Origin of the sequence: Actinomyces procaprae, from assembly GCF_004798665.1 — a bacterium.
Classification (GTDB): domain Bacteria; phylum Actinomycetota; class Actinomycetes; order Actinomycetales; family Actinomycetaceae; genus Actinomyces; species Actinomyces procaprae.
The window spans coordinates 1,535,890-1,549,273 of sequence record NZ_CP039292.1 but is presented as its reverse complement, the minus strand read 5'-3'; the positions used below and the strand labels follow the sequence as shown (position 1 = coordinate 1,549,273).

General features: G+C 68.5%; 10 protein-coding genes and 1 tRNA gene. 1 reads left to right on the top strand and 10 read right to left on the bottom strand.

From position 1 onward, the window contains the following. Window positions 1-38: 38 nt before the first annotated feature. The 7 genes from E4J16_RS06160 to pgi all read right to left on the bottom strand — a co-directional run bounded on the left by E4J16_RS06160 (window position 39) and on the right by pgi (window position 8,253). Window positions 39-677, bottom strand: a complete 639-nt coding sequence (locus tag E4J16_RS06160) for a DUF998 domain-containing protein (protein WP_240038314.1) — start codon at window positions 675-677, stop codon at window positions 39-41. A gap of 32 nt (window positions 678-709) precedes the next feature. Beyond that, complete coding sequence (gene lysX, locus E4J16_RS06155) at window positions 710-3,892, bottom strand: bifunctional lysylphosphatidylglycerol synthetase/lysine--tRNA ligase LysX (RefSeq protein WP_136313528.1); 3,183 nt, start codon at window positions 3,890-3,892, stop codon at window positions 710-712. 157 nt (window positions 3,893-4,049) lie between these two features. After that, on the bottom strand, window positions 4,050-4,685 hold the full coding sequence (locus E4J16_RS06150; protein ID WP_136193079.1) for a GyrI-like domain-containing protein: 636 nt from the start codon (window positions 4,683-4,685) through the stop codon (window positions 4,050-4,052). A gap of 130 nt (window positions 4,686-4,815) precedes the next feature. After that, window positions 4,816-5,001 (bottom strand): hypothetical protein, encoded by a 186-nt coding sequence (locus E4J16_RS06145; RefSeq protein ID WP_136193080.1) that lies wholly within the window; start codon window positions 4,999-5,001, stop codon window positions 4,816-4,818. 107 nt (window positions 5,002-5,108) lie between these two features. Then, window positions 5,109-5,185: transfer RNA gene (locus E4J16_RS06140), tRNA-Pro, on the bottom strand. A gap of 181 nt (window positions 5,186-5,366) precedes the next feature. Beyond that, complete coding sequence (gene moeB / locus E4J16_RS06135) at window positions 5,367-6,566, bottom strand: molybdopterin-synthase adenylyltransferase MoeB (RefSeq protein WP_136313527.1); 1,200 nt, start codon at window positions 6,564-6,566, stop codon at window positions 5,367-5,369. Between the two features lie 22 nt (window positions 6,567-6,588). Next, on the bottom strand, window positions 6,589-8,253 hold the full coding sequence (gene pgi / locus E4J16_RS06130) for a glucose-6-phosphate isomerase (RefSeq protein WP_136313526.1): 1,665 nt from the start codon (window positions 8,251-8,253) through the stop codon (window positions 6,589-6,591). A gap of 34 nt (window positions 8,254-8,287) precedes the next feature. Here pgi and E4J16_RS06125 point away from each other — a divergent pair, with 34 nt between their 5' ends. After that, window positions 8,288-8,890, top strand: a complete 603-nt coding sequence (locus E4J16_RS06125; RefSeq protein WP_136313525.1) for a DNA-3-methyladenine glycosylase I — start codon at window positions 8,288-8,290, stop codon at window positions 8,888-8,890. A gap of 212 nt (window positions 8,891-9,102) precedes the next feature. Here the strand turns inward: E4J16_RS06125 and E4J16_RS06120 are convergent, their stop codons facing one another. From E4J16_RS06120 to der, 3 genes are all read right to left on the bottom strand, one after another. Next, a complete protein-coding gene (locus E4J16_RS06120; RefSeq protein WP_136313524.1) occupies window positions 9,103-9,801 on the bottom strand; it encodes a HEAT repeat domain-containing protein in 699 nt (232 codons plus the stop codon). A 105-nt stretch (window positions 9,802-9,906) separates the two neighbouring features. Next, on the bottom strand, window positions 9,907-11,124 hold the full coding sequence (locus E4J16_RS06115; RefSeq protein WP_136313523.1) for an MFS transporter: 1,218 nt from the start codon (window positions 11,122-11,124) through the stop codon (window positions 9,907-9,909). A 50-nt stretch (window positions 11,125-11,174) separates the two neighbouring features. Further along, complete coding sequence (gene der, locus E4J16_RS06110; RefSeq protein WP_136313522.1) at window positions 11,175-13,334, bottom strand: bifunctional cytidylate kinase/GTPase Der; 2,160 nt, start codon at window positions 13,332-13,334, stop codon at window positions 11,175-11,177. Window positions 13,335-13,384: the final 50 nt, after the last annotated feature.

Here is a 13,384-nt window from a genome sequence, read left to right as displayed (position 1 = left end):
CTCGCGCCCGGACCGTGTGTCCGCTCGCGCAACGCCGCTCAGTGATTCGCCGATCGTCTGCCATTCTCCTCCTTCTGGTCCTCACCTTTATCCTCGAGCCGCCACGCCAACAGCGCAATCCACGCCGAGCACGCCACCACCTGAATGATCTGCACCGCGCCCTGCGTCCCCGGCGCCAGTGCCGGTGCGGCCGCGCTGAAAAGCAGCAGCGCCCCGACGACGACGGCGAAACCGACCACGGCCCATACCCGCCCAGTCCAGCCGTCCCGCTCGAACATCCCCAACGCCACCAGGGCGATCATCGCCACCAGCGCCACGGACACGAGCACCGAGGCCGCCTCATGCAAGTGCCTGATCACGCTGGGGGTTCCCGCGCACACCGGGTCCCGGCTCTCCGCGCACGGCAGGTTGAACAGGGTATCCAGAGCCGTGCCGACGGCCACCAGCGCCAGCGCCACCGCTACATGCGGGGCGCGGCCGCCGAGCCAGCGGCTCCAACCGTGTCGTCCCAGCGCGGCGATGACGACGAAGACGACGGCGGCCGCCAAGTCCCCCAAGCGGAAGAACCACTGGTATGGCTGGTCCTGCGCCGCCAGTTCGGACAGGTAGCCGGATAACGCCTGCGGGTCGCCGTTCAGCCCCCACGCCAGCCAGCTGTTGTAGGTGACAACGGTCAACAAAGCGAGTACGAGTCGTCCTCGGTGACCGGTCATAGCTCCGGCCTGACCAGCGGGAAGGCGATCGTCTCGCGAATCGACGCGCCGGTGAGCATCATGACCAACCGGTCCAGCCCCATGCCCAGCCCACCCGAGGGCGGCATTCCCTGCTCCAGCGCCGCTAGGAAGGCCTCGTCCAGCTCCATGGCCTCGGGATCACCCCCGGCGGCCGCCAAGGACTGAGCAGTCAAGCGTTCACGCTGAATCACCGGATCCACCAGCTCGGAGTAGGCGGTGCCCACCTCGGCGCCGAATACGATCAGGTCCCAGCGCTCGGCCAACCGGGCGTCCTCGCGGTGTGGCCTGGTCAACGGAGAGGTCTCCGCCGGAAAGTCGGTGAAGAAGGTCGGGGCGACGGTGGTGGATTCCGCCAGATGCTCGTACAGCTCCTGCATCATCGTTCCCCAGCCCCAACGCGGGTCGTAGCGCATGTCGATGGCGTCGGCGTGCCGGCGCAGCATCTCGACGGGAGTATCCGGTCCGACCTCCTCACCCAGCCCCTCACAAACGGCTTGGCACACACTCACCGTCCGCCACGGCTCCGCCAGATCGATTTCATGGTCCACACCGGCCACCCTGCCACGAATCACGGTGGTGCCAAGCGCTGCCCGTGCCGCGCCCACGATCAGATCACGCGCCACGTCCTTCATGACGCCATAGTCGGCGTAAGCCTGATAGGCCTCCAGCATGGTGAACTCCGGGTTGTGCGTGGCGTCGGCGCCCTCATTGCGGAAGTTGCGGCCGATCTCGAAGACCCGCTCCATGCCGCCGACCATGAGTCGCTTGAGATACAGCTCCGGGGCGATACGCAGGTACAGGTCCAGATCATAGGCGTTGATGTGTGTCTTGAACGGGCGTGCGTTCGCGCCGCCATGCACGGGTTGGAGTATGGGCGTCTCCACCTCCAGGTAGTCGCGTCCCATTAGCTCCCGGCGGACCGCCTGGATGGCTGTGGACCGGGCCGTCACCATCGCACGCTCCTTCGGGTCGACGATCAGCGCCAGGTGACGTTGCCGCACCCGAGTCTCGGGATCGCGTATGCCCCGCCACTTGTCCGGCAGGGGCCGCAGCGCCTTGGAGGTGACGGACCAGTTGGACGCCAGCAGGCTGCGTGTTCCGGTACGCGACGCTCCCATCGTGCCGGAGACGACCACCTGGTCACCGGCGCGTATCAACCGCCGGAACCGGGCAACGTCGTCGGCGCCGGTCGTGGAACGCTCGAGGAGAATCTGCAAGTCGCCGCTGCGGTCCCGAAGATCAGCGAAGACGACGCCGCCGTGGTCGCGTACCGCCAAGACTCTGCCGGCCACAGAGCACGTTCCGGAGGCGTCAACGCAGGAGTCCGTGACCTGGACCGATGGCGGGTATGGGTCGAGTCCGACGGCGAGCATGGACTCTCGTGAAGCCAGACGCGACGCGAACTGCTTGGTGTACTGCCTGGGCGGGGTGGTACTGACCGTTCCCTTGGTAATGGCCGCCAGGCGGGCCGACTCCTCGTCGTCGCGGCGCGGCTGCTGAATACCTGTGGTCGATGACAACCATGCGGGAGGGGACACGAATCCTTCCGCGACTCCCATGGCAAAGGCCACGCGGGCCATATCCCCGCCATCGGGGTAGCAGATCATCCGTGGGAACCAGTCGGGATTGTACTTCGCATTGGAACGGTAGAGGGACTCCAGCTGCCACCAGCGTGAGGCGAGCAGCAGCAGTCGGCGCCACAGACGCCGAACGGGGCCGGCACCGATCCTCTCACCCTCCACGAACGCAGACCGGAAGACCGCGAAGTTGAGTGAAGCCCGAGTGATGCCGAGCTCAACGCCCTCTGTCATCAGGGCATAAACCATCAGCTCAGTTACGCCGTTATCAGCCTCTGGGTGACGTCTCATCACATCAAGGCTCAGGCCGTCGGATCCCCACGGGGCGAAGGAGAGCAGAGCGGCGACCTCCCCGCGCTCGTCACCGGGCGGGAAGAGCGCCTCCACCATTACGCACTCGCCGTCGGAGGCGTCGCCCAGGCGGCCGAGCGCCATGGAGAAGCCGCGCTCCGTCTCACCTCCCAGCCAGTCCTGTGCTAGGTAGGCCAGGGCCGCTAGCTCGTCGGCGGGGATCGTGCGATGCCGGCGTATCCGTACCGTGTACCCGAGTTCCTTGAGGCGACGAACCGGCCGGCGTACCTCGGGCATGTCATCGATCCGTGCGCGTGCGAAGTTGAGCACGGCCTCGTCCCCAATGTGCAGCGCCCGCAGGCCGGCATCGGCATATGCCCGGGCGCCCGCCTCGGAGACCCCGATCACGGCTGGAGTCCAGCCGAATTCCACCGCACGGCGGGTGAAGGCACGCGCGGCCGCCGACCAGGTGGAGGGGTCCCCCAGGGGGTCGCCGGAGGCCAGGGCCACGCCCTTGGCCACCCGGTAAACCACGGCGGAGTCGCCGACCAGGAGTACGGACCTGTCCCGACGAGTGGCGAAGTACCCCAGTGAGTCCGCCGGATGTTCAGCCAGCAATGTGCGCACACGGGTCTCCTCCGCAACGGACATCTGCGCGATCTGCTTCTGGGAGCGCAACAGCATCCAGAAGGCGGCGAGGAAGCTGACCGCCCACGCGAAGCCGAGCAGGCTGACCAGCCATTGGGGCGACACATCCCCGACGAACAACTCGCTCAGCTGCTGCAGGCCCACACCCGATATGGCGAACTTGATGACGATGGCGACCAGTGTGACGGATCCCGCCGAGACTAGGAAGACCGCCAGGGCGCGCCAGGTGTTGCCGGGCTGGGAACGCACCGTGTAGCTGCGGCGGTACAACGCCAGAAGCACGAGGAACGCCAGCAGCGTGGCCACATTAACCGTCAGGAAGTAGCGCATGTCCGCCAATTCATCGTCCTGAAGCGCTGTGACCAGCACGAGTGCGTACAGCAGTGTCACCAGCACGGTCATCACGGTAAGCGCCGTCCAGGCTGCCCGCTTGCGCTTATCCGTGCTCGCCGCAAGCAGGAACAGCACAACCGCGGTCAGCCAGTCTATAGAGGGCAGCGGAATGATCCACAGGAAGATGAACTCCAGGACCGGTCCGATCCCGGGTGTGGTGCCCAGCACGCTGTCCGCCAGCGCGAGCACGGCAACGACGCATAGCAGTGTTGGCAGGAGCCTTGGGAATAGGGAATCGTGGGTCTGCATCGTCGGTGCGTGTTCCTTCCTGGCTGTCGCGGCACCCTCATGGTTACAAGGAAAGATTGTTAGCAAAAGCGATGCCGTTTGAATCATTCGGAAGCACGATATGATACAGAACGTCTCTACCTCCCTGAGAGGAGATCGCTCCTTCCCCTGGTGAGTCCTACGAGATCCCGGCGATTGGATGCCGAATCACAGTTCTGAGTCTCTCGGGAGCGACTCGCCGAGCGTCGCTCAGGTAGATCTCGTGATGGCGGCGCGCTTCGGAGAAGTCTGGGGCATAGCCTTCTGATCGCGCGAATTCGTGCATGAGCGCTATGGTCGCGGGCTCGTCATCGTAGGGACCCACGTGAAGGCACTGCACGCATAGCCCCTCTTGGAGTGTCATGAACTTCACTTTGGAGTAGTCGGTGCCCTTCTTGCGCGTCGCCTCCTCGACGGCCCAGGCGAACTCGGCCTCGGTTACGAAGTCGGGCAGCCGGATCGCGCAGACCCACTGGAACTGGTCCTTGTGGGCGTAGTCGACGCCGTCGATACCCTCCTGCCACCAGAACCCCTCCAACGGCGGCACGACGTAGTCGAAATACCCCTCCATCAGGTGTCCGGACCGCTTGCTCATCTTGATGGTGAAGGCGATGGCGTAAAGCAAGCTCATTGCCTGCTGATACTCGCCGTCCTCGCGGTTGGGGTCGCCGCTGCCTTGCACGGCGATGAAGTTCATCACGGGAACGGTAACGATGCCCGGCCGCCTGGGCGGGGCGTAGAACTCCTTGTATTCCTTCTTGTAGTCGAAGGCCATATCGGCACCTGCTGCTTCCTTGCATCGGTTGGGTCGATGGTCTTGACCTGGTGAGACGCATTTCGCCTCCCAGCGTGAGCGGCCCGAACATTACCAGGGCGGACACGCCTACCGGAACCACAGAGAGGTGTCAGTTACCCGCCTCCCGCTCACGCGCCCGCCGCTCAATGAGCTCACGCAGCTGAGCACGCCCCATGCCAGTTGCCGTTGCCAGCATCAACGCCAGCTCGGCGTCGTCGGGTTCGGCAACGAGGGAGGACCGTGTCTCTTCCAAATCAACGCTGCTGCTACTGTCTTCGGCGCGGTCTGTGGTCAAGTGAATTCTCCTGATAGCCATTGTCGGTGCGTTCTCCGACTCGTTCAAGAGGACACCGGTTCACACAAGCGCCAAGTGTCATCGCGAAGCGGGCGCTTAGGAGGATTTGGTCGGGCTGGCGGGATTTGAACCCACGACCCCTTGACCCCCAGTCAAGTGCGCTACCAAGCTGCGCCACAGCCCGTGCCCGCGCGGCTCGCGCCACTCGGAACATGGAAGACGATAGCCCATCCGGGCGCCGTCGTCGAAATCCGAGGGCGGTGACACCGCTCACCGTTCCCGCAGGTCCATCGCAGCCACTTCAACCGACCTCAGTACGTAAGATCTACCGACCTCGGCACGTAAGATCTACCGACCTCGGCGGGTCAGGCGGAGGCGGCCCAGGCCTTGATACCGCCGTCCAGGTTGGTCATGGGGCCGGCGTATCCGGCGTCCTCCAGGGCCGCAATGGCGCGGGCGGAGCGCACGCCACCGGCGCAGTAGACGATCAGCTCCCGGCTCGGATCGAGCTCCCCACGGCGCTCGACCACCTGGGCGAGCGGGATGTGCACGGAGCCATCGATCGTCTCGAGCTCGACCTCGTGCGGCTCGCGCACGTCCAGCAGTGTGAAGGCCCGCCCGGGCAGTTCCCCGGCGGCGATGCGGTCACGCAGACCGTCGGCGGTGATCGTGTTCATATCGCTCTCCTCTGCAAGAGTCATCCTCCCCTGCGGCCGGGCGCCGCAGAAGGCCTCATAGTCCACCAGCTCGGTGATGGTTGGCTGGGTGCCGCACAGCGGGCAGTCGGGGTTCTTGCTTATCGGCAGTTCCGCACCGCGCCCGTCCCAGGCGTTGACCAGAAGCATGCGGCCCACCAGGGGGCGCGCTCCCCCGATCACTAGCTTCAGTGCCTCGGCGGCCTGCATGGCTCCGACGATTCCGGGCAGCACCCCCAGTACCCCGGCCTCGGCGCAGGACGGTACCGCGCCCGGGTCGGGCGGTGCCGGGTGCACGCAGCGGTAGCAGGGACCGCGTTCGGCGTCGAAGACCGTCACCTCACCGTCGAAGCGCAGCACCGCCCCGTGCACGAGCGGGATTCCGAGCAGCACGCAGGCGTCCCCGAGCAGGTAGCGGGTGGGGAAGTTGTCGGTGCCGTCGATCACCACGTCCCAGCCGCGCAACAGCTCCATGGCGTTGGCGCTGGTCAGGGCCTCCCGGTGAGTGACCACCTCCACGTCCGGGTTCAGGGCGGCTACGGCATCCCGGGCGGAGTCAACCTTGGGCCGCCCCGCGGCGGCAGTGGTGTGCAGCACCTGGCGCTGCAGGTTGGAGATGGTGACGTCGTCGTCGTCGATGATGCCGAGCGTGCCCACGCCGGCCGCGGCCAGGTACAGGACGGCGGGCGAGCCCAGGGCGCCGGCGCCCACCACCAGGATGCGGGAGGCGCGGATACGCTGCTGCCCGCGCCCGCCCACCTGAGGCACGAGTGCATTGCGCGAGTAGCGCTGCTGCTCGGCGGTGGTGAGCGGGCGCAGGCGGGCGTCGTCGATCAGCGAGGGGTAGGTCTCCCCCGCTCCCGGCGTCATGCCTGTACCGAGTCGTCCGCGGTCAGTGCCGCAGGCCGCGGTAGCGGTCGATCAGCTGCCGGGTGGAGGCGTCCTGGCCGGCGTAGGCGGCCTCGTCTCCGCGTACCGCGGGGGCGATCTCCAGGGCCAGCTTCTTACCGAGCTCCACGCCCCACTGGTCGAAGGAGTCGATGCCCCACACGATGCCCTCGGTGAAGGTGATGTGCTCGTACAGGGCGATCAGCTGCCCGACCACGGCGGGGGTGAGGGCCGGGGCGAGGATCGACGTCGTCGGCCGGTTTCCGCTGAACACGCGGGCCGGGACGATCGCCTCCGGGGTGCCCTCCGCGCGCACCTCATCGGCGGTCTTGCCGAAGGCGAGGGCGGCGGTCTGGGCCAGGAAGTTGGACAGCAGCAGCTCGTGCACGTCCGCCTCGCCGTCCTTGACCGGGTGGGCCGGGTTGGCGACGGTGATGAAGTCGGCGGGGATCAGCCGGGTGCCCTGGTGCAGCAGCTGGAAGAAGGCGTGCTGGCCGTTGGTGCCGGGCTCGCCCCAGAAGATCTCCCCGGTGTCGGCCACCACGGGGCTGCCGTCCCAGCGCACGGACTTGCCGTTGGACTCCATGGTCAGCTGCTGCAGGTACGCCGGGAAGCGGTGCAGGTACTGGGCGTAGGGCAGCACCGCGTGGGAGGCGGCCTGGAAGAAGTTCACGTACCAGACGCCCAGCAGGCCCATGAGCATGGGCACGTTCTCCGCCGGCGCCTTGGTGGCGAAGTGCTCGTCGACGGCGTGGAAGCCGGACAGGAAGTCGGCGAAGTTCTCCGGGCCGACGGCCACGGCCAGCACGGTGCCGACGGCGGAGTCCACCGAGTAGCGCCCGCCCACCCAGTTCCAGAAGCCGAAGGCGTTGGCCGGGTCGATGCCGAAGGCCTCCACCTTGTCCAGGGCGGTGGACACGGCCACGAAGTGCTTGGCGACGGCGCCGTCGGTGCTGATGCCGCGCGCGGCCAGCGCCTCCAGCAGCCAGGTGCGGGCCATGCGGGCGTTGGTGAGGGTCTCCAGGGTGGTGAAGGTCTTGGAGGCGATGATGAACAGGGTGGTCTCCGGGTCCAGGTCGGAGACCTTCTCGGCGCAGTCGTTGGGGTCGATGTTGGAGATGAAGCGGGCCTCGAGGCCCTCCTGGACGTAGGGGCGCAGGGCCTCGTAGACCATGACCGGGCCGAGGTCGCTGCCGCCGATACCGATGTTGACGACCGTCTTGATGGGCTTGCCGGTCACGCCGGTCCACTCCCCCGAGCGCACGCGGCGGGCGAAGGCGTAGATCTTCTCCAGGACCTCGTGCACGTCGGCTACGACGTCCTGCCCGTCAACGGTGAGGGTGTCGGTGGCGGGGCGGCGCAGGGCGGTGTGCAGGACGGCGCGGTCCTCGGTGATGTTGATGTGCTCTCCGGCGAACATGGCGTCGCGGCGGCCGGGAACGTCCACGGCCTCGGCGAGTTCCACCAGGGCGTCGCGGACCTCATCGGTCAGGAAGTTCTTGGACAGGTCGACGAACAGGTCGCCCACCTCGTAGGAGTAGCGCTCGGCGCGCTGCGGGTCCTGGGCGAACCAGGCGCGCAGGTCGGGCTCCATGGACTGGTGCAGCTCGGTAAGCCGCTTCCAGGCGGCCGTGGCGGTGGGGTCAACCGGTGTGCGTGTTGTCGACATGGAAGCAGTCTAGGCCGTCCGCTACGGTTACCGCATGGGAGACCTGGTGATCGGCGAGGACGGGCTGGCCCGGCCGGTGTGGGCCGCCGCCGACCCGCTGCTGCGCGACTACTACGACACCGAGTGGGGCATGCCCGTGCGCGATGAGCGCGGCGTGTTCGAGCGCCTCAGCCTGGAGGCCTTCCAGTCGGGCCTGTCCTGGCGCACCATCCTGGTCAAGCGGCCCGCCTTCCGGGAGGCCTTCGCGAGCTTCCAGCCGGAGGCGGTGGCCGCCTTCGGGGACGACGACGTGGCCCGCCTGCTGGCCGACACCAGGATCGTGCGCAACCGGGCGAAGATCCTGGCCACCATCAACAATGCCCGGGCCACCGTGGCGCTGCGGGGCGCCGACGACGTCGACGGCGGCCTGGCCGGCCTGGTGTGGTCCTACCGGCCGGCGGCCACGCCCGCCCCGCACACCCTGGCGGAGACGCCCACGCGCTCACCGGAGTCGGAGGCGCTGGCTCGCCGGCTCAAGCGCCTGGGCTTCCGGTTCGTCGGCCCGACGACGGTCTTCGCACTCATGGAGGCCATCGGCATCGTGGACACCCACCTGGTGGGCTCCTGGCGGCGCGGCTCCTCCGGGGTGTGGGGCTAGCGAGCGGCCGTCAGGTGCTTCCCGGCGCCAGCGCGCTCTTGCTGTCAAAAACGATGACAAACGACATCCGCAGCGCTCCAGGCGCTTCACAAAACGTTGGAACCATGCGGGTGCCGAGTGGCGTAGAAGAGCGCTTCCCCGGCGTTTGTCATCGATCTTGACACCGCCGGTCCGGTGGCACGCCGAGCCGCCCAGGCAACACCTCTACGGGGTCAGCCTAGGTTGCCGAGGAGCTTGGACAGGCGCTTCTTGCGGCGGTTCTGGGTGACGATCCAGGCCACGTCGGGGTCGCCGACGTCGAGCGCCGCGAATACGGGGAGCCCCGCGCCGGGGTCGGCCGCCACGGCCACGCTCCAGCAGTAGCCCAGGGACTTGCGCAGCGTCCGCGCCGCCGGGGCCTTGCGGTCCTGTGGGGGCAGCGCAATGAGGTGATCGGTGGTGCGTCGGCACACGTCGATGGCGATCCGAGCACCATCGACGGTACGCAGCAGCCGCGGCTCGCAGATCGCCACCGCGGCGGCGCGCTGTACCAACGGGTCCGTGTCATCCGCCCATGCCAGGACGAGGGAGAACAATGTTTGCGGGTCGGAATCACCCAGTAGTTGCAGGCCGATGGTGACGGCCTCGCGCACACGCCAGCGCTCGTCGGTGGCCAGCTCCCGCGCCCGCCGCTCAAAGGCCGCGTCGGCCGCCCGGTAGCCCAGCGCAGCGGCCGCACAGGCAGTGGTGTACTCGCCGCCGTCGGCCAGCAGCTCCTCGACTACCGCGGAGTCGGCTACCAGCGCGGCCGTCGCGATCAGCTCGATGTTCGCGCGGGGGCCGGGAAGCCCAGAGCGCTGGTTCAGGTAGGCGGGCCAGTCCTTGGCTTCCAGCTCCTTGAGCTCAGCGATCCACGTCGATGTGTCGACCATGCCGCGATCGTACGGTGAGGGGAAGGGCGATACAACCGGGCAACGTTAGTCATCCCAACGCTAAGGCCGCATCGTACGGGCAGGCGCGCCGCCCGGACAGAGACCTCACCACTCGGAGGCGCGCGCCAGACGCCTCGCGGGCGTGACTGCTACAACCACAGCGGTTGCCGCCGCCCCGAGGCCGAGGGCGACCAACACGCACAGGCGCAGGCCGCCGAGTTCGAGCAGCACCCCGGCCGTGACCGGCACGACCGCCGAGATCGCGGCGATGACCAGCCCCACCAGCGCCAGGGCGCGTCCCTGTCCGGCTTTCGGCACCACGTGTTGGATGTAACCGAAGGTGCAGCCACTCGTGGCCGCGGTGGGCAACCCGACGAGTGCCAGCGTAACCGCCTGGACGACGGGTCGCGGTTGGACCAATACGGGAAGCACCAAGAGCGTGCACAGCAGCGATCCCACGGCGATGATCCTGCCGGCCCGCACGCGTTGAATTAGCCACGACGCGGGCAGCGCACCGACGAGCAAGCCCACCGCCATGAACGTGTTCAGCAGTCCTACTGCGGCGGTGGAGGCGCCGGCCACGCGCAGGGCCATCTGCATCCCGTCTATCAGGAGCAAGACCTCGAGGTTTGACAGCATGGCCGAAGATGCCAGGGCCAACACGGCCGGTCGGGTGAGTATTCGCAGCAGGCACCGCCAGGTCACCGCGCGTTCCGGCGCTGGTGCAGCCGCACTGTGGGCGTCGTCGGCAAGCGGGTGCAGGTCCGCCCGCACGCGACTGATGCCGACGGCCTGACCGAGTGCACCGACCACCGAGGCCACGAATGGCACCCAGGAGCCCACCGCCAGAAATAGCCCAGAAATCGGCTGCCCGATTATGTTGACGACGCCGTCACGTCCCCGGTTCACGGCCAGCGCGCCGGGCAGCCGTTCGCCGGAGACAATGCTTGGCAGGGCAGCGTCCGACGCCGTGCCGAACACACCGGTGATGAGCCCCGCGGCTCCGGCGCACCCGGCGAGCAGGCCGAGCGAAAGCTTGCCGGTCACGCACATGAGAGCAACCGCGGAATAGAGCACGGCCCGCAGCATCCCGGAGGCAATGATGGCCCAGCGTCGATCCACGCGATCCATCGCCACGCCGCCGGGTATTGAAAGCGCCGCAGCCGCCAATCCGGCGACCGTCGAGACCAGGCCCGCCTGCGCCGTCGACCCGGTGACGTCCAGCGCGACCATTGTCAGCGCGAAGGTGCCGACCACCGAGCCCAGCTGCCAGGAGGTGTCCGCGCACAACCACGCCAGGTAATCGGTGCGCTGTGACTCCACCGCCTCAGCCTACGAATCCTATGGCCGGTTTCGGGCCAAAACCGCCGCCCTCAACGCCGCTGCCGGCGCTCGCGCACGCGCACACCGATCTGGATGGGGGTGCCGGCGAAGCCAAACTCCTCACGCAGCCGGTTCTCGATGAAGCGCCGGTAGCCGGCGTCCAGGAAGCCGGTGGTGAAGATGACGATGCGCGGCGGGGCGGTCTGCACCTGGGTGGCGAACAGGATGCGCGGCTGCTTGCCGCCGCGAACCGGGTGCGGGCTGGCCGCCTGCAACTCACCCAGGAAGGCGTTCAGTCGTCCCGTGGGCACGCGCGTGTTCCAGCCGGCCAGCGCGGTGTCCAGGGCGCGCGCCAGCCGGTTGGTGTGCCAGCCGGTGCGGGCGGAGAGGTTGATGCGCGGCGCCCAGTCCACATGGGCGAGCTCGTGCTCCGCCTCCCACGCCAGCTGCTTGCGGCGGTCCTCGTCAACCAGGTCCCACTTGTTGTTGACGATCACCAGCGCGCGGCCGGCGTCCACCACCTGCTGGATCACGCGGATGTCCTGCTCGGTGATGGCCTCTGAGGCGTCCAGCAGCACCACGCCGACCTCGGCCTTCTCCACCGCCCCCTGGGTGCGCAGCACCGCGTAGTAGTCGGCGCCGCGCGCCTGGCGGATGCGGCGGCGGATGCCGGCGGTGTCCACCAGCACCCACTGGCGGCCGTCGAACTCGACGACCTCGTCCACCGGGTCGCGCGTGGTGCCGGCCAGCTCGTTGACCACCACTCGCTCGCTGCCGGCGAGCTGGTTCAGCAGGGAGGACTTGCCGACGTTGGGGCGCCCCACCAGGGCGATGCGGTGCAGGTCGTCGCTGCGCTCCGGCCCGGCCACGGCTGACACCTCCGGCAGGATGGCGACGGCGGCGTCCAGCAGCTCCCCGCTGCCCCGGCCGTGCAGGGCGGAGACGGCGTAGGGCTCGCCCAGGCCCAGGGCCCACAGAGCCGCCGCATCGCCCTCCTGCACGGGCGAGTCGACCTTGTTGGCGGCCAGCACCACCGGCTTGCCGGAGCGGCGAAGCATCTTGACGATCCGGTCGTCCGCCTCGGTGATGCCCACGCGGGCATCCACCACCAGCAGCACGGCGTCGGCCAGGTCCACGGCGGCCTCGGCCTGCGCGGCAACGGCGGCGTCCAGCCCCGCCACGTCCACCTCCCAGCCGCCGGTGTCGACGATGGTGAAGCGCTTGCCGGCCCACTCGGCCGGGTAGGAGACACGGTCACGGGTAACGCCGGGCACGTCCTGCACCACGGCCTCCCGGCGGCCCAGCACCCGGTTCACCAGGGTGGACTTGCCGACGTTCGGTCGGCCGACGACGGCCAGCACCGGCAATCCTGCCTCCAGCCCCGCCTGGGCGCTGGGGATCTCCTCCCCCTCCAGCAGCGCCCGGTCCTCCTCGTCGAGCACGTAGTCGTCCAGGCCCGAGCGCAGGGCGTCGGCGCGAGCCTCCTCCAGCTGCTCGCGCTCGGCGGCCTCGGCACGCGCCCGCTCCACCAGCTCGGTGACGCGGGCAATCGTCTCCTCCAGGGTCAGCTCCGAGGTGTCGACGAGAGTGACGCCCTCGGGGGCGGTGAGGAACTGGGAGACGGTGGCGTCGTCGCGGTCGCGGCGCACCACCTGATCGCGCAAAGCGGCGGCATCCACGGTCTTGCCGGCCGCGTCCAGGTCGGCGGCGCGACGCTCCAGCCGGGCCTGCTCGGTGGCGGTCAGCAGCAGGCGCACGTCCGCATCCGGTGCGACGACGGTGGTGATGTCGCGCCCCTCGGCGATGATGCCAGCGCCGCGGGAGAAGGAGCCTGCCAGGCCGGTCGCCTCGGCTCGGATGATCTCCCGCTGGAGCCGGGCCATTTCGGCGCGCACGTCCAGGTTGGTGGCCACCTTGGAGACCACGGTCGAGATGTGCGGGTCGCGGATGGCCTCGGCAAGGTCCACCCCGTCGCAGGTGACGCCGGGCGCCTCGGGGTCCAGCCCCATCACCAGCGGCATGGCCTGCACGGCATGGGTGACGGCCTCGGCGTCGTCCAGGTCGATGCCGGTGCGCTCGCACCACCAGGCGGCTGCCCGGTACATGGCGCCGGTGTCCAGGTAGGCCAGCCCCAGCGCGGCCGCAACCCGCTTGGACACCGTGGACTTGCCGGACCCGGACGGCCCGTCAATGGCGACGACGATTCCCATGTGCTCCTCCAACACTCAACCCCGCGGGCCCCGGCGAGCCCGGTCGGCCT